Origin of the sequence: Parageobacillus sp. G301 (assembly GCF_030268025.1) — a bacterium.
GTDB lineage: Bacteria > Bacillota > Bacilli > Bacillales > Anoxybacillaceae > Parageobacillus_B > Parageobacillus_B toebii.
Map to the genome: position 1 here is coordinate 1,329,943 of NZ_BSDB01000001.1, position 21,171 is coordinate 1,351,113.

General features: G+C 43.0%; 20 protein-coding genes and 1 riboswitch. Of the genes, 3 read left to right on the top strand and 17 right to left on the bottom strand.

All coding sequences use genetic code 11. The features are described from left to right. Nucleotides 1-22: 22 nt before the first annotated feature. From QSJ37_RS06760 to QSJ37_RS06770, 3 genes are all read right to left on the bottom strand, one after another. Nucleotides 23-1,078 (bottom strand): zinc-dependent alcohol dehydrogenase family protein, encoded by a 1,056-nt coding sequence (locus tag QSJ37_RS06760; protein ID WP_285754447.1) that lies wholly within the window; start codon nucleotides 1,076-1,078, stop codon nucleotides 23-25. 419 nt (nucleotides 1,079-1,497) lie between these two features. Further along, nucleotides 1,498-2,820, bottom strand: a complete 1,323-nt coding sequence (locus tag QSJ37_RS06765) for a gluconate:H+ symporter (RefSeq protein ID WP_285754448.1) — start codon at nucleotides 2,818-2,820, stop codon at nucleotides 1,498-1,500. Between the two features lie 852 nt (nucleotides 2,821-3,672). Beyond that, nucleotides 3,673-4,587: a tyrosine-type recombinase/integrase gene (locus QSJ37_RS06770; RefSeq protein ID WP_285754449.1), complete on the bottom strand. Its 915-nt coding sequence runs from the start codon at nucleotides 4,585-4,587 to the stop codon at nucleotides 3,673-3,675. A 292-nt stretch (nucleotides 4,588-4,879) separates the two neighbouring features. On the opposite strand from QSJ37_RS06770, the gene QSJ37_RS06775 reads away from it, so the two are divergent. After that, nucleotides 4,880-5,917: a beta-propeller fold lactonase family protein gene (locus QSJ37_RS06775; protein ID WP_285754450.1), complete on the top strand. Its 1,038-nt coding sequence runs from the start codon at nucleotides 4,880-4,882 to the stop codon at nucleotides 5,915-5,917. An 832-nt stretch (nucleotides 5,918-6,749) separates the two neighbouring features. Here the strand turns inward: QSJ37_RS06775 and QSJ37_RS06780 are convergent. The 7 genes from QSJ37_RS06780 to QSJ37_RS06810 form a co-directional block, all read right to left on the bottom strand. Continuing rightward, a complete protein-coding gene (locus QSJ37_RS06780; protein WP_081189234.1) occupies nucleotides 6,750-7,418 on the bottom strand; it encodes a TetR/AcrR family transcriptional regulator in 669 nt (222 codons plus the stop codon). 12 nt (nucleotides 7,419-7,430) lie between these two features. Next, the gene (locus tag QSJ37_RS06785) at nucleotides 7,431-8,459 is read right to left on the bottom strand and encodes an ABC transporter permease (RefSeq protein ID WP_285754451.1); all 1,029 of its coding nucleotides are present in this window, start codon (nucleotides 8,457-8,459) and stop codon (nucleotides 7,431-7,433) included. Then, nucleotides 8,456-9,184, bottom strand: a complete 729-nt coding sequence (locus QSJ37_RS06790) for an ABC transporter ATP-binding protein (protein WP_285754452.1) — start codon at nucleotides 9,182-9,184, stop codon at nucleotides 8,456-8,458. The genes QSJ37_RS06785 and QSJ37_RS06790 overlap by 4 nt, the downstream gene beginning before the upstream one ends. Nucleotides 9,185-9,310: 126 nt before the next feature. After that, entirely contained in the window at nucleotides 9,311-9,829 is a 519-nt protein-coding gene (locus tag QSJ37_RS06795) for a GNAT family N-acetyltransferase (RefSeq protein WP_285754453.1), read from the bottom strand. Nucleotides 9,830-9,867: 38 nt separating this feature from the next. After that, entirely contained in the window at nucleotides 9,868-10,173 is a 306-nt protein-coding gene (locus tag QSJ37_RS06800; protein WP_260676111.1) for a HepT-like ribonuclease domain-containing protein, read from the bottom strand. Between the two features lie 22 nt (nucleotides 10,174-10,195). Beyond that, on the bottom strand, nucleotides 10,196-10,501 hold the full coding sequence (locus tag QSJ37_RS06805) for a nucleotidyltransferase family protein (RefSeq protein ID WP_285754777.1): 306 nt from the start codon (nucleotides 10,499-10,501) through the stop codon (nucleotides 10,196-10,198). Nucleotides 10,502-10,798: 297 nt separating this feature from the next. Next, nucleotides 10,799-12,493 carry a M3 family oligoendopeptidase gene (locus QSJ37_RS06810; protein WP_285754454.1) on the bottom strand — a complete coding sequence of 565 codons (1,695 nt, stop codon included), beginning with the start codon at nucleotides 12,491-12,493 and terminating at the stop codon, nucleotides 10,799-10,801. Nucleotides 12,494-12,913: 420 nt separating this feature from the next. Between QSJ37_RS06810 and QSJ37_RS06815 the strand changes: the two genes are divergently transcribed. Next, nucleotides 12,914-14,338, top strand: a complete 1,425-nt coding sequence (locus QSJ37_RS06815; protein ID WP_285754455.1) for an amino acid permease — start codon at nucleotides 12,914-12,916, stop codon at nucleotides 14,336-14,338. Nucleotides 14,339-14,444: 106 nt separating this feature from the next. On the opposite strand, the gene QSJ37_RS06820 is transcribed toward QSJ37_RS06815, so the two are convergent. Both QSJ37_RS06820 and QSJ37_RS06825 read right to left on the bottom strand, forming a co-directional pair. Continuing rightward, nucleotides 14,445-15,011 (bottom strand): phosphate propanoyltransferase, encoded by a 567-nt coding sequence (locus QSJ37_RS06820; RefSeq protein ID WP_285754456.1) that lies wholly within the window; start codon nucleotides 15,009-15,011, stop codon nucleotides 14,445-14,447. 90 nt (nucleotides 15,012-15,101) lie between these two features. Then, the gene (locus tag QSJ37_RS06825) at nucleotides 15,102-15,545 is read right to left on the bottom strand and encodes a MarR family winged helix-turn-helix transcriptional regulator (RefSeq protein ID WP_285754457.1); all 444 of its coding nucleotides are present in this window, start codon (nucleotides 15,543-15,545) and stop codon (nucleotides 15,102-15,104) included. Between the two features lie 287 nt (nucleotides 15,546-15,832). Here QSJ37_RS06825 and QSJ37_RS06830 point away from each other — a divergent pair, with 287 nt between their 5' ends. Beyond that, nucleotides 15,833-16,564, top strand: a complete 732-nt coding sequence (locus QSJ37_RS06830; protein WP_285754458.1) for a ZIP family metal transporter — start codon at nucleotides 15,833-15,835, stop codon at nucleotides 16,562-16,564. Nucleotides 16,565-16,607: 43 nt separating this feature from the next. Here QSJ37_RS06830 and QSJ37_RS06835 read toward each other — a convergent pair whose 3' ends face one another. From QSJ37_RS06835 to QSJ37_RS06855, 5 genes are all read right to left on the bottom strand, one after another. Further along, on the bottom strand, nucleotides 16,608-17,150 hold the full coding sequence (locus QSJ37_RS06835; RefSeq protein WP_285754459.1) for a 1,2-dihydroxy-3-keto-5-methylthiopentene dioxygenase: 543 nt from the start codon (nucleotides 17,148-17,150) through the stop codon (nucleotides 16,608-16,610). A gap of 24 nt (nucleotides 17,151-17,174) precedes the next feature. Next, nucleotides 17,175-17,816: a methylthioribulose 1-phosphate dehydratase gene (locus tag QSJ37_RS06840; protein ID WP_285754460.1), complete on the bottom strand. Its 642-nt coding sequence runs from the start codon at nucleotides 17,814-17,816 to the stop codon at nucleotides 17,175-17,177. Next, complete coding sequence (gene mtnX / locus QSJ37_RS06845) at nucleotides 17,813-18,472, bottom strand: 2-hydroxy-3-keto-5-methylthiopentenyl-1-phosphate phosphatase (protein WP_285754461.1); 660 nt, start codon at nucleotides 18,470-18,472, stop codon at nucleotides 17,813-17,815. The genes QSJ37_RS06840 and mtnX overlap by 4 nt, the downstream gene beginning before the upstream one ends. Then, nucleotides 18,469-19,710 carry a 2,3-diketo-5-methylthiopentyl-1-phosphate enolase gene (gene mtnW / locus QSJ37_RS06850; RefSeq protein WP_285754778.1) on the bottom strand — a complete coding sequence of 414 codons (1,242 nt, stop codon included), beginning with the start codon at nucleotides 19,708-19,710 and terminating at the stop codon, nucleotides 18,469-18,471. Before mtnW ends, mtnX begins: the two co-directional genes overlap by 4 nt. Nucleotides 19,711-19,781: 71 nt before the next feature. Further along, nucleotides 19,782-19,890, bottom strand: a riboswitch (SAM riboswitch). Between the two features lie 102 nt (nucleotides 19,891-19,992). After that, nucleotides 19,993-21,165: a pyridoxal phosphate-dependent aminotransferase gene (locus QSJ37_RS06855; RefSeq protein WP_285754462.1), complete on the bottom strand. Its 1,173-nt coding sequence runs from the start codon at nucleotides 21,163-21,165 to the stop codon at nucleotides 19,993-19,995. Between the last annotated feature and the right edge of the window lie 6 nt (nucleotides 21,166-21,171).

Here is a 21,171-nt window from a genome sequence, read left to right on the forward strand (position 1 = left end):
CCAGAAGGGTTTGGTTGATCCATTAAAATTTCGTGATGACGTTAAACCCTTTCGTATTATATTGCGACATATTTTCGAATACAGCGTTTACATCTTCCAATTTGATTTCACGTTCAACCAAGCGCTTCGGATTCAATCGTCCGGAAGAAATCAAGCTTAATAGGCCGCGATAATCAGGATGAGGATTTCCGATGCTTCCTACAAACTCAATTTCAGATGCCGTAATCAGGTCAACAGGGAGCGATACAAAACCTCCTTCTTCTGATGTGGTTAAACCTACTTGAACATGTCTTCCTCCTTTTCTTAAGGACAGAACCGAATTAAGAACGGTATCCTTGATGCCTAAAGCATCCAGTCCGACATGTGCACCTCCTTTTGTGATTTCTTTAATTGCTTCGACAACGTTTTCTTTTCTGGCATTGACGACTGCAGCGGCGCCTTCCTGCTTTGCGATTTCAAGTTTTTGATCATCAATATCAACGGCTATAACTTGCGCTCCTAATGCATTGGCCACCTGAATCGCAGAAAGGCCTACTCCGCCAGCTCCATGCACGGCCACCCAATCACCAGGCTTGACATTGCCTCTGACAATACCGTGATATCCAGTCATGTAACGGCAGCCTAAAGCTGCAGCTGTTAAACTGTCAACATTTTCCGGGAGTCTGATCAGGTTAAAATCGGCATTGCGAACCAATACATACTCCGCATATCCTCCTTCAAGTCCAGAAACAAGACCATAAATTTGGAGGTTTTCGCATAAATTCGGCACACCTTTTTTGCAGTATTCACATCGTCCACAGGCGGAATGGAACGGAACTGTGACACGATCTCCCGGGCGAAACGACTTCACATCTTTGCCAACTTCTTCGATTACACCTCCAAATTCATGTCCAGGTGTTATCGGTAATTCCGGGGACAAGCCGATCCACGACCAATCCCCTTGCCACGCATGCCAGTCGCTGCGGCAAACCCCGCAAGCTTCGATTTTTATTACCGCATCTTCCGGCCCTGGTTTAGGATCCGGGACATTTAAAATTTCCAATGGTTTTTTGTGCTGAATAATTTTCGCGGCTTTCATTATTTCTTCCTCCTCATTATTTATTTTCTGAAAAAATAGATTATTGATACATTTCTGATTTTAATTCAAAAAAAAATGATTGTATAGTCATAATGATTTATGTTTCGTCCAACAATATCCGACAAAATGAAACGAGATTTTTTCCTTATCTTTTTGTATATACCTATTTTTTATAGGTCAAGCCCAAATTATTATGTAAATTCCCCTTTGATAGACAACATGGACCCGATGACTTGACAAGGTCGTCGATGTGATCATATTAGAAGATAGTCATTTTCGTGTGAGCAAAGAAGAAACTGATGATCGAAGAAAAGAAATTGAGGATTTAACGAATGAACTGGTTGAGGTGAAAAGCAATAAGCCCCTTTCATGGTGAGAAAGGGGCTATTTTTATGTCTTTAATAAATGAAACGTGGATATTAACCAATCATCGTGCTTAACGCTAATACTCCAAGCAATCCATAAATAGCAATAAGAGTAAACATTAAACAAACTGTTTTCACTGTCTGTCCTATCGTCAAGTTAAAATATTCTTTTGTCATCCAGAAAGACACATCACTTGGTGGAGCAAAAGCTATGGAAGCGGTTCCAATTGCTAACACCATCAATTCAGGGCTAACACCTGTTTCTTGTACAATTGGCGACATCATTGCTGAAGTGGTTAAAACTGTTACCGTGGCAGACCCTACGGCTAACCGTATTATACAGGCAATAATCCATGCTAATATAAATGGCGAGATATTCCATCCCTTTGTGAAATGAGCAATATAATCAGCCATTCCACTATCAATAATAACTTGTTTGAATGCACCACCGCCACCAAGAATGAATATAATTCCGCCCATAGAAATCAGTGCTTCCTCTGCGATTTTCATTAGTTGAGGAATCGTCTTTCTTTTTTTACGCAAACCAAATACATATACTGCGATAAAGAGCGATATAAGCAAAGATATATCAGCATTACCGATAAAGGTTAAAATTTTGTAGATTGTAGAGGTTTTCGGAAGTGTATATTCTGCAATTACCCCGATCAAAATGAGAATAACCGGCGACAAAGTCGTTAAGACGCAAGTTGCAAATGATGGGACTTCATCCATGTTGAATTCTGCCTTTGTGACTAAATGATCTGGAACTTCTACATCCCAATTTTTATACAATCTAGAAAATAGAGGTCCGAAAATAACTGAAGCTGGAATTGCTAGAATTAGCCCATAGGCCAGAACAACTCCTAAATTGGCTCCTAAAACAGACGAAATAGCAGTTGGTCCTGGATGTGGAGGTAAAAAGCAGTGTGTTATTGATATTGCTGCTAAAAACGGTATACCCACTTTTAGCAGCTTCACCCTTGCTTCAACTGCAACAGTGTAAACTATTGGAATCAACAAAATGAAAGTGACTTCGAAGAATAATATTATCCCCAATATGAAAGATGCCAGGCAAATTGCCCAATCCACTCTTTTTTCACCAAAATTATTAATTAGAGATCTTGCAATTCTGTGGGCTCCACCGCCTTCAGATATGATTTTCCCGAAAATAGCACCCAAGCCAATAATGATGGCTAAATGTCCTAGGGTACCTCCAAGGCCGGATTCAATTGATTTGACAATAGTTAATGGTTCCATCCCTTGGAAAACCCCAACGAATATGGCCGATAAAATCAGAGATAGAAAAGCGTTAAGCTGAAAAACTATGATTAGTAGAAATAATAAAACAATCCCTAATGCCAATACAATAAGTGGCATATGATCACTCCATTCTTAAATTTATTAATGCAATTCATTAAAACAACTCCAACAACCAATTAATTTAAAAATATAATTAATATTCAGAAAAATGATCTCCTATTAATACGAAACTTACATCATTTCATTTGGTAATTTAGTGTATTTCATTACTAACGAACTTGTAGGCTTAATTACCTGGCGATCCTTTTTGTAAACGGTTACAACACAAATAACATCCCCCCTTATTTATGTAGACCAAAGAATCATATCAAGGAAAAAACCAATTCCATCGTGCAGGTTCTCATTTAAGTATCTTTTTTTGCATATGTATTTGTATTTTTACAAATGTATGCTAACATTTGATTATTTTATTTTTCATATACTATTTTGAAAGGGTTCGATACGGAATGTGCGGTACCGTCAAGAATTTTGTGTAATGTAAGATAGATAGGGTATCTCTGAAATGGATTTAGAATAGAGTAGGGCTGTTTCCTCCACACAGGAGACTGAATATTCAAGTCTCCTGTGTGGAAAGGGAGAATCCCCTTATTTTATTTATTTACAATATTTGGTTAACAATAACGTTCTTCAAACATTCACTCGAGGGCTTCATACGCTTCGGCAAATCCTCGTAACATACAGATAATGTGACATTTTTTAAAGGAAGTCTTGTCTTTGCATCAAAGAATTACCTCTTGTTTTTAATTGAGCAGAGGGAGATTTGACCGTCTTTGACTGGAGCAAGTGTCGGTTAAATTGTGATGAAAATGCCAAAGGCCATGGTATCTTTGGATCTTCTTTCGAGGATTGCCATGGCCGTACTGAACTATCCGAATCGTTATCGGCGACGCCTACGCACAACAAACTTTATTAGAATTTCGGCAACGCCTCCATGGTATCAGCAAGATCACTATAGCTATCCTTTAAATATCGAGACGTTGTAGCGATATTGCTATGACCGGCGAGTCTCCGCACTTTCTCAATATCGTTGTTCGTCGCCTTTAGCATCCACTTGCAAAACGTATGTCGGAACATATGTGGAGTTAATTTTTTATTCGGCAGGCTGTAGCTTTCGATCATTCGCTGAATGCCTCGGACCGAAAACTTCGGCGAGCGTTGGCTGTAAAAGACGTATGGCGATGCGGCCACATGCGGTTTCTTTTTCGCCATTTCCGCGCGAAACTTCAGCCAATCCTCAAGTTCCGCCAGTAGGATGTTTGAGATCGGTACGGTCCGGACCTTCATCCCTTTTCCCACAATTCGAATTCGTTTCATCTCTAAATCTAAGTCCGTTAATTTTAAATTGGATAACTCTTCCACTCGCAATCCCGCATAGGTAAGCAAATACACCACCGCACGATCCCGGCGATATTTCTCCTCAGGATCGACTCCTCGGCTTTGAACTGGTTTTTTCCGCATCCGATGCAATAAGTCCTCGAATTCTTCTTCCGTCAGCCACATGATTTTTTCGTTATCTTCATCGGCTGATTTTAAATCCTGGATATCTTTCATTGGGTTCTGTTCAATCTTATGATGTTCCACCGCCCACGCATAGAAGCTTCGCAGCGAATTCAGACGGCGATTGATCGTGGAAATGGCCAACGGTTTCCCTTCGGCCGGATTTAACATTTGCTGAATCCATTTGCGAATGTCGGCCGACGTGACGTAATCGCCTGGACGAAGATGCAAGTCTTTCAAAAACTGATTCACGTCATTGAGATAGGAGATCACGGTGTTAGGAGAAAACCCCTTCTCTTGCAAATATGTTTCATATTCGTGCAGCATCTTTTTCATCCTTCCACTTATACGACGAGTTTAAAAGGGTTTGAAGAGCAAAAAATCGATTAAAAAAATAACATTATATGACGAGTATATCATAAAAAAGAATCAATTGTTAGTCATATAACGTAAATTATATGTCTAGTTTAAAGAGCGAATACCTCTTTTCGGTTATCTCATTCTCCGAATATTCCATCGCCTAATTTTGATGTAAACACTTAACCTATAATTTGTGTCTAATCCAACTTATTATCCTGTTCATATACTGAAGTATCCTAGTGAAAAGAGGTGAAACATATTGTCAAAACATGGAAAAGAGAGATGGAATAGTAACAATACACCAAGGGTAAGATGTAGTTGTACCAATATGAGAATAGTGACAGTGCATGGACCTATACCACCAGAACCACCAGAACCACCGAGACCACCGATTTTTGCATATGTTACCAATGCAGATGACGATACTGTATCAGTCATTGACACCTCAACCAACACAGTCATCGGAGCACCTATACCTGTGGGAGATAGTCCTAGGGCTATAGCCATTACGCCAGATGGCACTCGGGCTTATGTTGGCAATAGATTTGACAATACTGTATCAGTCATTGACACCTTAACCAACACAGTCATCGGAGCACCTATACCTGTAGGAGACGTTCCTCAAGGTATCGCGATTACGCCAGATGGAACCCGTGCTTATGTTACCAATGTAGTTGACGATAGTGTATCAGTCATTGACACCTTAACCAACACAGTCATCGATACTATATCTGTAGGAAACTTTCCTGAAGGTATAGCCATTACGCCAGATGGCACTCGGGCTTATGTTACCAATTTCTTATTTGGCAATACTGTATCAGTCATTGACACCTTAACCAACACAGTCATCGATACTATATCTGTAGGAAACTTTCCTGAAGGTATAGCCATTACGCCAGATGGAACCCGTGCTTATGTTACCAATGTAGTTGACGATAGTGTATCAGTCATTGATACCTCAACCAACACAGTCATCACAACTATCTCTCCTGTGGGAGACGGCCCTGTTGGTATCGCGATTACGCCAGATGGAACCCGTGCTTATGTTACCAATTCAGGTGACGGTACTGTATCAGTCATTGACACCTCAAGCAACACCGTCATCGGAGCACCGATACCTGTGGGAAACTTTCCTGAAGGTATAGCCATTACGCCAGATGGAACCCGTGCTTATGTTACCAATTCAGGTGACGGTACTGTATCAGTCATTGACACCATAACCAACACCGTCATCGGAGCACCGATACCTGTGGGAAACTTTCCTCTTGGTATCGCGATTACGCCGAGCGGTATTTAAACACATTTCCAGTACTAAATCTAAAATGATTTTCAAAAGCTTTATAACAATGGACTTTAAATATCAAAAAACAGGAGTGAATCAAATTAAAAAAAGAAGAAATTCAAGCCATTATTGAAAAAGAATTAGAGCAAAATCCAGAAATAACAAGCATTGATATGGCCAAAAAACATCGAATTCCCTTCCCCATCGTTGAACTATTGAAAAGAAAAATAAAAAATCAATGAAACGGTTTCTCATTTTAAGATTCCTAGCATTAACTTCTAAAAACAATTTCTGCCCTCTGACATACTATTTATTCCACGGTTTTACTTCCCGATGAATCATCCCCCTTGAAACATCAAGGGGGGCGATTACATCATAAAAGCGGCATTTTAAATTGCGTATAATGTGAATTATATATCCAACAATCTCGTCTTTTTCGTAATATACTTGTCATATAACGCTTTTTTTAACCGATATGCTTTAATGGTGCCTTTCCAAACTCACCGTATAAGTCAAAGGGTGGGAAAGATGCCAAATGAGTATGCCACCTGCCTTAAGGAAAAAGGAGCTTCCCCTAACAAGATCATCTCCTTACGAACAACTTGAATATTTACATATTCATCCGGGCGATTACGTCAAGCCAGCTGACATCCGTAAATAGATTAGTCGTTTCGGCACTGTCTCACAACCAAAAAAATCATCCACCCTTGAACTGACGAATTGGGTGGATGATTCCCGTCCTACTGCCGCTCCCCTGAAGGGAACCGTCTATGCATGACCGGAGTTGTTGCAGCACTTCGGTCTTATTTTATATACATGATTAGCACTAGATAAAGGTTTATGTTCACTAAGAATTAGGCGTTTTTTTCGCAAGACCGTTCATTAAAAACTGAATCGTCCGTTCCATTTCCGCTTCGTCATCCCACTCGTAATCAGGCAATACGATAAACCGAGTCACCAAAAATCCCGCAATCGTCGTGATCGTCATGCGGATGACCGAATCAACGGGAATTGCGGCAATTTCTCCTTTCGTTTGAAAATATTCCACAATTTTCTTAAATTTTTGATATACATGTACCGTAAAAACGCGCTGAAGCTGTTCCTTAATCTCCTCATGAAACGCGATTTCCTGCCAGAAAACGCGGATCGCCGGCAAGTATTTTTTCACAAATTCATAGCGGTTTTTCAAAAGAACGCGGATGAACTCTTCATAGCTTTGATACTGACTATCGAACACTTCTTTGACAAACTCTTTTGCTAAAAATGGGGCGACGGATTGAAATAGCGTCGGAGTGACAATCGCCAGCAGCAAATCCTTTTTCGTTTTATAATGGCGGAAAATCGTCCCTTCCGCCACGCCCGCCTTCTTGGCGATTTCGCTTGTCGAAGTGGCCGCATAGCCTTTTTCGGCGAACATTTCAATCGCCGCTTCTAAAATTTTGATTTGTTTTTCACTAAGCTTCACATCTTCCTCATTTAGCTTCAACAGTTCTTTCAGCCACTGCTGCTCGTTCATTCTTTATACTCCTTACAATTTTCGATATTTTTTTAATGCTACTACATTTAATATCATAAACAATACAGCAAAACCAAGTAAAACATATACGTCTTTGGCAATTTCGTTCCAGCCATTGCCGCGGATCATAATTTCCCGAAGCGCATCCGCTCCATACGTCAGCGGCATAACCACACTTAAAGAACGGAGCCACTCCTCCATTGTATCTAAGTTAAACAATCCGGAAAAGAAAACTTGCGGTATGACGACTAGTGGGATAAATTGCATCATTTGCAGCTCATTGTTGGCAAACGCAGACAGCAATGTTCCTAATGTTAACGCGGTCATCGCCAATAAAAATGTAATCAATAGCACGTATACAAAAGAACCTTCCATCATCATGTCAAGAATATCAACAGCAAACCAGGAAATTAAACTCGCTTGAAACGTAGTAAAAATGCCAAATCCAATAACATAGCCAGCCACGATTTCCCAACGTCGAAGCGGTGTCGCCAGCAAGCGTTCGAGCGTTCCTCCCGTACGTTCGCGGAGGAAAGAAACACCGGCGATTAAGAAGACGAAAAAGAAAACGAAAAAACCAATTAACACAGGACCGAAATTATCGAATAGTTCCATGTCTTCTGAACCGTGCAAGTACGTTGTTTTCAATTGCAACGATCGTGTTTGCGGAGCTAATTCTTGAAGCGCTTTTTGCACAGTCATAAGCACCGCTTTATTAACAGTAGGATCGCTTCCTTCTAACGTAATTTCCGGTGCTCCTTTATCCATTTCCATAAACGCATCAATTTGCTGTTTTTCCAGCTGTTTACGAGCTGTTGCCTTCGTAAGCTCTTCGACATCAGCATCGTATTTCGCTAACTTCTCCACAACAACCTCTGGAACGTTTTTACTAACGGCAATGGCTGGTTGATATTCCTCACCATTAAACACAAGATTCATTAAAAATAGCACAAACATGGGAGCCACAATCATTAACGCAAGCGTTCGTTTATCGCGGAAAAACTGGCGGATGATGCGTATCACGATGGCCCAAACTCTCATTGCCGTGCACCTCCAAAATATAAAAATGCTTGTTCAATGGTTTCTGAATTCGTTTCTTTCTTTAACTCCGCCGGACTTCCGACGGCAATAAGACAGCCATCGCGAATCATGGCAAGACGCTGGCATTTCTCGGCTTCATCCATGACATGGGTTGTCACGACAATCGTTGTTCCATTTTGGCGGATTCTGTCTAGTTCCTCCCAAATTGCCTGACGAAGCACAGGATCAATGCCAACCGTCGGCTCGTCTAAAAGCAGTACCTCCGGTTCATGCAGCAAAGATATCGCCAGCGACAACCGCCGTTTCATCCCTCCCGAATATTGATGGACGGGCTTTTTGATATGGTCTGTCAGATTGACAAGCTCCATCACCTCGTGGATGCGTTGCTTTTGCTTTTTCCCTTTTAATCCGTAAATGGAAGCGAAAAACTGCAAATTTTCGAACGCCGTTAATTCGCCATATAACGCATCGGACTGGGCCATAAAACCAATTCGCTTCATCACATGAAGATTCGGCATCTTCGTATTTAACACATGAATGGTTCCTTGAGTAGCTTCGTCAATGCCGGCAATCATTTTGACAATCGTCGTTTTTCCCGCTCCCGAAGGTCCAAGCATCCCAAAAATTTCCCCTCTGTATACGTCAAGCGATACGTCTTCAATAACCGTCTTTTTCCCAAAACGCTTCGACACATGTTCCATACGAATACACGGCTTCCCGGACACAAGCTCTTCCTCCTTTTATAGTGAGTGATTACTCACTTATATTTTATATGATATTGCCTATATTTTAAAGTGAGTAATCACTTATTGAATGATATTTTTAAAGCTGCCTTTTGCCTAGGCAGCTACTTATTTATTTGCGAAATATTCGATGCTTTTCCATCCATAGCACCATTCCGTCAGCTTTTTCCCACCGATATCAACGACTTCCTCAGCGATTTTCTCGCCTCCTAGCCTCTCGTAAAATCGGCGCGACGGATTATCAGCAAGCACCCACACGACCATAGAACGAATCCGCTCGCGTTGAAAATCATCAACTAGCGCTTTGACAAGCTTTGTCCCGTATCCTTTCCCTTGAGCTTCTTTCAACAAATAAATCGCGTATATTTCCCCTTTATACTCCGCTTTTTTCCCTTGTGTAGCACGGTTCTTGCCGCCGGAAATAAATCCGCATACGTTTCCGTCTTCTTCAACGACAAAAATCGAGTGTTTCGATTGATTTAATCCACGTTGCCAAAGCTGTTCTTTTTCGCTTACGCTTAATTGCGCCAAATACTCCGCAGGCACAATCCCTTCATATGTCGTTTTCCAGCTTTCGACATGCACGATGGCGTGCGCATCATCGATCGTTGCTTTGCGAACATTCATGCCCCTTCCCCCAATTCATACTATATTTGCTCCGTTCACTACATATTTGTATCGTTTAACAATTTCTCAATATCCTGCTTAAGTACTGGAATTTTATTGATTACCACATCCCAGACGATACGATAATTGACAGAAAAATAGCCGTGGATCATCATATCACGCATACCTGCTATCTTTCTCCACTCAATCTGTGAATTCTTCTGCCTTATTTCTTGTGGAATGTTTTTCGCCGCTTCACCAATCACCAATATGTTTTTAATAACCGCATCACATACAAGTTCATTATCTAAAAAAGATTCATAATCCATATTTTTCGTATACTTTTGGATTTTATCGATCGCCATAAGAATATCTTCCAAAAAAACCTTAGGCTCCCTCGGCATATTGAACATCCTCCAATATATATGGTTTTAACGTAGGTTTAATGTCATCCAGTATCACTAGGTCGACCGGTTTATGAAAATGATCTTCTAAGAAAATTTTTAAATCCATATAATGGTCAAATGTGATGGCGGAAGGCTCAAACTCCACCAAAATGTCTATATCGCTGTCAGCTGTTTGTTCATTTCTGCTATAAGATCCAAAAACGCCGATACGTTTGACTCCGTAGTTTTCTTTTAATAATCGAAAATTTTGTGATAAAAAACCAAGGATTTCTTCTTTTGACAACATAGTTTTCCCGGCTACTAAAATCATAAAAATCGACTCATCACGATGGAACCAGCAAAACAGCTTGCCGCTCAGGAAACACCTGAGTTCCATCAGGAAGAGAATCCTAATGTCTCACCTGCTGTGAAAGACACCCCGTGGCTCGCTGTTAGCGGCGGCACCTGTCGTGCACCATTCCTTCCATCGGTCAGTACACAACAACGATTTTAGTAACCAGGTCTACACCTCCCATTATATTTTTCCTAAAAGATAAGGAAGAAATCTCGCTTGATTTCTTCCCCCCTTAACTATTATTTCCATCTATAAGCTCTGATCGTCAACACTATTCAACCATCTCTCGATCTCGCCGACTACCGATTGGACGCAGCCGTCTTCAAACGGCGAAATAAGGTTGGCGACGCGGACCAATTCGGTAAACGGCTTGCTTCCGCCTTGACGGCATAAAGTTAAATAATCATTCCACGCCTCTTTATAGTTTTCACGCGAACGTTTCCAAAATTGGAATGCGCAAATTTGTGCAAGGGTATAGTCGATATAGTAGAATGCGTTCGTATAAATATGGCTTTGCCGCTGCCAAAAGCCGCCGCGTTCTAAATAATCGTTGCCGTCATAGTCTCGTGTCGGCATATATTTCTTTTCAATCTTCCGCCATGCTTGCTTCCGTTCCGCCGGCGTCGCGTTCGGATTTTCGTATACAAAATGCTGAAATTCGTCCACCGCTACGCCATACGGCAAAAATAATAAAGCATCGCTCAAATGATAGAATTTATATTTTTCCGCATCTTCCCCGAAGAATAACTTCATCCACGGCCATGTGAAAAATTCCATGCTCATCGAATGAATTTCGCATGCCTCCAAGGTCGGCCAGATGTATTCCGGAATTTCGAAATGGCGGCTTTCGTACACTTGAAATGCGTGCCCCGCCTCATGGGTAAGCACGTCGATGTCTCCGGATGTGCCGGTAAAGTTCGAGAAAATAAACGGCGCTTTATAGTTTTCGATATAGGTGCAATAGCCGCCGCCTGCTTTTCCTTTTTTCGCAACGAGGTCCATTAGTTCATGATCGATCATATACCGGAAAAACTCGCCTGTTTCCGGCGACAGTTCTTCGTACATCTTTTTCCCGTTTTCAATAATCCAGTTTGCGTCCCCTTTTGGCGTTGGATTGCCGGTTGGAAAAACAAACGCTTCATCATAATATTTCAGCTTCTCGACACCGATGCGCGCCCGTTGCCGCTCGCGAAGCCTCACAGCAATTGGAACGATATGCTTTTCGACTTGTTTGCGGAATTTCGCAACCATCTCGGCGTTGTAATCAGTCCGTCCAAGACGGGCATAACCGAGTTCCACGAAGTTTTTAAATCCGAGCTTTTGCGCGATGGCGGTGCGCACTTTCACAAGCTGATCGTAAATTTCATCGAGCTTCTCCTCATGTTCTTGGAAAAAGGCAAAACGCGCCTCACTCGCCCGCTTGCGCATCTCGCGGTCCGGCGATTCGACAAACGGCTGCAGCTGCGCTAACGTCCGTTCTTCCCCTTCAAAGAAAATTTTTGCCGAAGCGACCAATTTTGTATATTCGCTCGTCAGCTTATTTTCCAGCTGCAGATCTTCCACAATGTCTGGAGAATACGTTTTTAATTCCGTCTCAGCGAGCGCAAATAACTGTTTCCCCCATTTTTCTTCAAGCTGCGAACGGAACGGAGACGAAACAAACGCACGGTAATAATCGTTCACAAGCCCTTTAACAATTGGCTCAACTTCATCGAAAAAATCTTGTTCCTGCTTATAAAACTCATCGTTCGTATCAACCGTATGGCGAATATAGCAAATTTGCGCCATCGTGCTGAAATCGTTGCGAAGCTTATTAATTTCCTTCATCGCCTCATCCTGTTCTTCTGCGCTGCTTGCCTTCTGGAACGATTGCAACGCTTGTTGAAAAGATTCTTTTAACTTCTCTAAGTTCGGACGTTCGTAGCGAAATTCAGAAAATTTCAACGCAATCCCTTCCTTTTCTCTCGTTTTCCTTATCTTAGATTGTATTCCATTCGTACACGTAAAATCCTTTTTTTCGATTACAAAAGGTTGTTGACGAAATTTGTCGAAAGAACGTATAATAATAACACCAATTGAATATTTTTTCTTTCTCATCCACATAGGCGGTATACATGCTGCAATGAACAAGAGTTGTAGAAACGAGGCGCAGAGAGTCAATGAAGAAAGTTGCCGAAGTTTGCGGCGGACTCTGACGCCGTAGACTGGGCCTGTATCCGAACATGTATCGTTGCAACAAACGATGAAGCACTATCGATTGGAAGTTGGATGCGGATGGCCACATGCACCCGTTGAAAACTTTGGGGTGTATTTTTTTGCGAAAAAAGCTAAAACTTAATTATCGTCAGGAAGGAGCTATCAACTTTGCAACAGCAAAAACTTGGATTATGGTTATTAACGGCGCTTGTCGTTGGAAATATGGTGGGATCGGGAATTTTTATGCTGCCGCGCTCGCTAGCGGAAGCGGCAAGCCCGCTTGGTGTCATTTTCGCGTGGTTATTAACGGGCGGCGGTGTATTAATGACCGCGCTCGTATTCGGTAATTTGGCGATTCGCAAACCGGAACTAAATGGCGGGCCGCAGATTTATGCGAAAGAATTGTTTCCGAAAGGCTCGAACATCTCGATCCTATCTGGCTTTATGTCTTCATGGGGATATTGGATTGGCAACTTTGCCGGCAACGTGGCGATTATTACGACGTTTACCAGCTATTTATCAACGTTTTTTCCAATTTTAACAAGCAAACAAACATTATTTTCCATCGGTTCTCTTGATGTAAAGCTTGGGAACTTGTTGACGTTTCTTATATGTACCGCATTGTTATGGGGAATGCATTTCATCATTTTGCGCGGCATCGAAGACGCGGGAAAGCTAAACTTTGTCGCTACCGCGGCAAAAGTGCTCGGATTTTTCCTATTTATCATTATCGCTTTATTTGCGTTTGAAAAAAGCAACATTGGCTCGTTTGTTGCCCCGCGTTATGATGATGCAGGGCATTCGATTGGATTATTAAGTCAAATCAAGAATGCGGCTGTATCGACATTATGGGCGTTTATCGGCGTCGAATCAGCGATTGTTTTTGCATCGCGCGCGCGCAAACAAGCCGACGTCAAGCGTGCGACAATCCTTGGCTTGTTGATTGCTCTCGCGATTTATATCGGCATTAGCATCCTTGTCATGGGAGTATTGCCGCAAAAAGAACTTATTCAGTCAGAAAAACCGCTTGTGGATGCCATTGTCACGATTTTAGGCCCAAGCGGCGGCTATGTTCTTGCCGGACTTGGATTGATCAGCTTGCTCGGCTCCACGCTCGGTTGGGTGTTATTAAGCGCTGAAGTACCATATCAAGCGGCAAAACAAGGTTTGTTTATTCCAGCGTTTTTAAAGGAAAATAAAAAGAAAGTGCCAAGCTTTTCTTTAGTTCTTTCGAATGGATTGGCGCAAATTTTTATTTTCTCAACCATTTCTAATTCGATGTCGGCGGCGTTTGACTTTGTCATTTACATTGCGACATTGGCGTATCTTGTCCCGTATTTTATCGCCTCCGTCTTCCAATTGAAACTGACGCTGACCGGCGAAACGTACAAGGGGTCGGCACGAGGCCGCATCATCGATGGGGTGATCGCCGCTTTTGCGACTATCTATTCCATCTGGGTCATCATCGCCGGCACCGCGGATATCAAAACGTTTATGCTTGGAGTTGTCCTGCTTCTAAGCGGCATCTTCTTCTACCCGCAAGTGAAAAAAGCGGCACAGCAATCAGAGGAAAAACAAAAAATGTCGGCATAACGAGATACGATGTCCTAGCTTGTCAGGAAAATGCTCAATGTCGGTTCGTTTGAACAACATTCATAAAACGAGAGTCCCGTGACCGGGACTCTTTTTCGTGTTACCATTATCGGATTAACTCGACGTAATCTCCCGTTTTTAATCCTGCCGCATTCGCTTCGTCTGTATCAATATGCATGTCCAGCGCGAAATTTTCATTGACGCGAACAATTACTTCATCAAAAATTAAAGCGCGTTCCCCTTGCGTTTTCACTTTTACCACTTGCTTATCTTTTACTCCGAACGTTTCCGCATCTTTCGGGGTCATATGAATATGCCGTTTCGCAATAATGACCCCTTTATCAACAGTAACCGTGCCATTTGGACCGTGAATGGTAATTCCCGGCGTGCCTTCGATGTCCCCCGACAAGCGAACGGGCGCTTGCACTCCAAGTTTAAAGCTGTCTGTCTTGGAAATTTCCAGCTGTGTCATAGAACGAGCAGGACCTAGCACGCGAACGTTTTCTATTTTCCCTTTTGGTCCTTCAACGGTAACCGTTTCATTGGCAGCAAATTGCCCCGGCTGCGACAGCGGCTTTAACACCGTTAACTCCGCACCTTCACCAAACAATTGCGCCAGATGCTCTTTCGATAAATGAATATGGCGGTTGGACACCCCGACTGGAATCATCATAAATTATCTCCTCCTTTTCCTTTTATAGCTTATCCCTTTTTTCAAAAAATAAGTGGCTGCAATAAGCAGCCACTTATTTTAAACAAACAGCTATTCTCTTTTTGCACCGTATCCCAACTTTTTCAATAATGAAATCGCCTGTTCCTTTTCTTCAGGAGTCAAGCCAGAAACGGTTTCGTGAATCGTTTGCGCATGCTCCGGGAAAACCTTTTCGATAAACGCTCTTCCCTTTTCCGTAATCGAAGCATATGTGACACGGCGGTCTGTTTCACATGCTTTTCGCACAATTAACCCTTTTTGCTCCAGCTTGTCTATTACATATGTAATGCTGCCGCTAGCGAGCAAAATTTTGCCACCAATTTGCTGCAACGGCTGATCCCCTTTATGGTAAAGCAATTCTAAGACCGCAAACTCCGTCGGATTCACGCCAAATGATTGAATCGACTTATTCACTTGATCGCCGACAGATCGATATGCTCTTGATAATACGATAAACAATTTTAGCGATTGTTCAATGTCTTTCTCCCTCGTCATCCACAATCAAACCCTTTTGTTGGTTGAATTTAACATCATTATCAGTATTTATATCCACTATTCTCTTAAAAACATTTTCTTATTTGCATTATACTTGAAATATTAAACACGGTGCAAATCTTTTTTTGAGGACACCTTTTCCCCCGTCAAGCGAGATGCTCGCTATTTGGTTATTTTTGTTTATTATTATATAGTATATGAATAAATCATTTTTAGTGCTTGGACGGTTATCACCTTTTATTTCAAAACGCATATAAAAACACTAAAGGTACGGAAAGGAGGATTTGATGAAACAAGTATTCATTGGGAGTATACTTTCCGCGTTATCCACTGGATTAGGTGCGATCCCAATTTTATTTTTGGCGAAATCGATTACTCACCGCTGGCGGGACATATTGCTGGCGTTTTCAGCTGGAATTATGATGGCGGCTTCCATGATGAGTTTAATTCCTGAAGCATTACAGGCAGGCGGTTTTTTCGCTTTAACGATCGGGTTATTTTTTGGAGTCCTTATTTTAACCATTTTGGAAATGACGGTTCCGCATATTGATTTAGAACATACAAAAAAAGGAATTCAGTTTGATGAAAAAGCGATGCTCATTATTGCAGCCATTACCTTACATAACATTCCAGAAGGATTGTCGGTCGGGGTCAGCTATGCTTCGAACGTATCGGAAACAGGTAATTTAATCGCGCTAGCCATTGGATTACAAAACGCTCCGGAAGGATTTTTAGTCGCGCTTTTTTTAATTCATCAACAGATTGGAAGATGGAAGGCGTTTATCATCGCTACACTTACAGGAGCGGTTGAAATCGTGACATCACTTCTCGGGTTTTATTTAACATCCTTTTTTCGCCAGCTCGTCCCGTATGGCCTTGCATTCGCCGCAGGTGCAATGTTGTTTATTATTTATAAAGAATTGATTCCGGAAAGCCATGGGGATGGAAATGAGCGGACATCTACCTATTCGTTTATCATTGGCATATTATTTATGATTTTTTTAGTAGAATCGTTTTAATAAAAACAACCCCCTGCTTGAAGAAGACAGGGGGTTATTGCCATTACTGGCCTACTTCTTCTTTTTCTTCATACGGATGGGCAACCCAGCCGGACGGATCGATAAACAGGCGGACGGCGACGACTTGGCGGTCATCCATTAAGGTGAAATAATGCGGGTTTCCTTCCGGCACAGAAATGACATCGCCCGCTTCAAGCTCGACATCAAAATACCCTGTTTCGCTGTCCCCTTTGATGATAAAAATGCCATGGCCAGCAGTAATAGCGCGCACTTCGTCTTCCGTATGAATGTGCACTTGTTCAAACTTTTTCAACAGTTCATCCAAATTCGGCGTCGCATCCGATAAGGCGACGATATCCCAAGTTTTGTAGCCTCTTCTCGCCGCCAAATCTTCAATTTCTTCTTTAAACGTCGCCAAAATTTCCTCTTTTTCTTCGTCGGTCAATACATATTTGTTGCGCAAATGTTCCGGCAGTTTGTTAATGTCCCAATGCTCGTACAACACGCCTTGTTTGTTTAAAAAGCTGCGGACATTTTCTTCCCCTTCAATCACTTCTCCTGTTTTTCTCACTCTGATTACTGCCATTGGAATTTCCCCCTTCATCAATTTTTATGATTTAACAACCGGCAGCACGGCGGCCTGCTTTAGCAGCAGCCACTTGACGTGCCAGCTGAATAAAAACTCCCATGCTTCTAAAAACTTCTTCGCCTCAAACGCATCCCGCCCCCAGACGGTAATGCCATGGTTGCGGATCAATACCGCGCCGGCGTCGCCGTTTACATGCTTGGCAAATTCCTTCGCAAGCGTTGGAATATGCGCGTAATTCGGAATAATCGGAATGCGGATGACCGCATCTTCTTCCCAAATCCCAAACGCTTTAATAATTTCTTGGCCGGAAAACGCAACTTCTCCCTCATCTCCGTACAATTCGGAGATAACATTATTGTCGATCGTATGGACGTGGAGGCTGCAGCCCGCGTTCGTTTTCTTGTAAATTTCCACATGCAAAAGCGTTTCGGCAGACGGCTTTAAATTCGTATTCTCCACTGGATTTCCGGAAGCGTCGACAAGCAAAAAATCTTCGTCTGTCTGCTTGCGTTTGTCTTTGCCGCTTGCCGTGACTAAAAAAGTGAGCGGGTCATCGGTTACCTTGATCGACAAGTTTCCGCTTGTGGCGAAAAACCAATCGCGCGCCGCCAATTCTGCTTTTACCTCGGCAAGCTCTTTCCATCTCTTTAGGAGCAAACTCATGACCTCACCTCCATCGTCTCCAGAAAATGAATGACATCGAAAAACGTCGTAAACGGCGTATGTGGAATATTTAGTTCTTGACATTTTTGAAGCAAAAAGTCGCGTGCGATAACATGATCCGCCAGCCTTGCCACTGCTAAATCAGTGATCGAATCGCCGATGACGATGTGAAAGGCATCGGGCTTTGTCAATTTTCGAAGCAGCGACGGCTTGCAGCAGCCACAGCCGTTTTGACACTGTTCATCACATGAATGCGGCCATGTAATGCGAATCGCCTCCCCGCTGAAATCAGAGCCATTGCAGAAGATGCGCTCTTTTTCGATGAGCCCTTCTAAAAGCGGATAGACAAAAAAGTCAATGCCGCCGCTTATGACATATAGCGGAATATCACGTTCCTTCGTAAACGCGACAAATTCGCGAAACCCGTCGCGAATGCGGGCGTTTTGTAAAATGAAATCGACAATCTCTTCTTTCCAACTCGATGGAAGAAGGGAAAACATCGCGCCAACCCCTTCTTGCACCGAGATGCGCTGTGATAATATATCTTCTTTTAACGTTTCCCATTCCGGCGGCGCAAACCGTTTCATAATCGCGATAATGTTGTCATTGTCTGTAATCGTCCCATCAAAATCACAAAAGATGATTGGTTTTGTCATGATGTCACCTCTACTGCGCCCCATAAGTCAATCGCCTTTCGCAACGCCTCATTTTCGCGCGCTGCTTCATGAAGCGATTTTCCGGCAAGAGCCGCATCAATCGCAGCGCGAAATGCTCTGCCGCCACCTGCTGCTCCGTCTGGATGTCCATGTATGCCGCCGCCTGCATTGACGATGCTATCTATGCCAAAATCGCGGAACAATAATGGCACAAGCCCTGGATGAATGCCGGCTGACGGAACCGGGAACGACCGTTTAAACGGCTCCTTATCATTCGTCAACTCTGCGGCAATGCCAAGCGCCTCTTCTTTATCAAGGGCAACGCTTCCGTATGGCGATGGAAAAAGCACAAAATCCGCACCAACAAGGCGAAGCAATTTGCCAAGCAGCAAGGATGCTTTTATTCCGTAAAACTCCGATGGAGTAAGCGCCCCGCTGAATGCCGGATGAGCCATGATCGGAATGGTGATCTCATCATCTTCGCGCAACCCTTGGAGCACATCCAAACCGTACGCAAATACGTTAAATAACAATACATCGGCACCTAATTCGACTGCGCGTTTTGCTTTCTCTTTCAATTCGAACGTTTTTCCAGTCAAGTTCACCGCATATAACGTCCGTTTTCCTGTCTTTTCGTACACTTCGTTTAACACCGCTTTTCCAGCCGTAATTCGCTTTTCAAACGGCGTTAATTCGTTTTCAAACAAAATTTCATCGTCTTTAACGAGATCGACCCCGCCGAGCGCTTGTTGTTTCAGCTGCTCGGATAAATATGTTAAATCGCGGCCGATCATCCCTTTAAAAATGCTCATCAGAAGCGGACGTTCATATACACCCACTTTTTTGCGGATTTCGTCAATGCCAAAACGCGGGCCAGGAAACTGTCTTTTCCATTCGTCGGAAAACGTTAAATCTAGCAATCTCACTTCTCCATCCAGCGACAATTTGCCAAACACCGTCGTTAAAAGCGCCGGAATATCCGCGCTAAAGTTTAAGCTCGGGTATGCAATGCGAACGATTCCCCTCTTCAATCGTTTTCCAAAGTAACGGTTGGCGCGTTCGTTCTCCTCGAGTTCTTGTACGCTTACAACTACTCCTTTATGCTTGCGCAATTGTTCCTGCTCAAGAAGCGGCAAATCCGTCCACGAACCAACGGTCAACCCAAGCGCAATTCCTTCCGCCTTTTTCTCTAAATCTTTTTCATCGTGAATAAGATATGTGGCAATTACTTGACTCATGATCATCCCTCTTTTCTGTTCATCCATCAAAAAAACCTCTTCATAAGAAGAGGCTTTATTTATTCACGCTCTTCTTATCTCTCAGCGTTTCCGCTGCAAGAATTAGCACCGTGCTTAACCGTCGTTAAGCCGGTTGCCGGGCTTCATTGGGCTTGTCCCTCCGCCTGCTCTTGATAAGAATGCTTGCAATATCGTATTCACTTTTCAAACTATTCGCGCTCGAAAATTTAATTTGAATTATGACAGTATTTTTTCGCTCTGTCAATCATTTTTTAACCCATTTTAGAAAAGACCAAGCTTCGAAATCCGTTCCGCCGCTTCTTGCAGGCGGGATTCGCTTGTTAATAACCCAACTCGCACATATCCTTCTCCATGCTTGCCAAATCCAATTCCCGGCGCGACAACGACATGCGCTTTTTCCAGCAAATAATCGGAAAAACGTTCCGATGTCCATCCGTTCGGCACCGGAAGCCACGCAAAAAATGAACCTTTTGGGGCGTCGACATCCCAGCCAATTTGCCGCAACGCGTCAATAAGCGTATTGCGCCGCGATTCATACAGCGCGACAAGCTCTTCCACGCAGCGCTGCGAAGAAAGCAATGCGGTTGCCGCCGCTTCTTGAACAGCGCCAAACAAACTCACATATAAATGGTCTTGCAGCAAGTTAATCGCCGCAATCACGCTCTCATTTCCAACGGCAAACGCCACGCGCCAGCCCGCCATATTATATGTTTTGGAGAATGTATAAATTTCAACGCCAATTTCTTTTGCCCCCTCTGCTTGAAGAAAGCTGACCGGTTTTTTTCCGTCAAAGCCAATCGCACCGTAAGCAAAATCATGAACGACGCAAATTCCGTGTTTTGCGGCAAACGACACCGTTTCTTCAAAAAACTCCTTAGAAGCGATCGCCCCGGTTGGATTATTCGGATAGTTTAAAAACATCATTTTTGCTTTTTCCGCAATATTTGCAGGAATTTCATCATAATCAGGCAAAAACTGATTTTCCGCACGCAATGGCATCATCACCATTTCCGCGCGCGCCAGCGCAATCCCCGACCAATAATCCGGATATCCCGGGTCAGGCACGAGCACAATATCGCCTGGATTGGCTAAACATTGCGGGATCTCCACAAGACCCGCTTTCCCGCCAAACAAAACCGCCACTTCTTTTTCCGGATCAACGGCAACGCCGTATTCGCGCTCATAAAACGCAGCAACGGCGCGTTTCAAAAAGGAATACCCTTTAAATGGCGAGTATTTGTGATATTTTGGGTTCGCCACCGCTTTTTGCATCGCCTCCACGATATGCGGTGGAGTCGGCTGGTCGGGATTTCCTTGCCCTAAATTGATGATGTCATGCCCCTCCGCCATTTTTTTTGCGACTTTATCGACAAGCGAAGCAAAAAACTGTTTTGGAAGGCTCTGCAATAACTCAGATAGTGGAAATTGTTTCATCGCGTT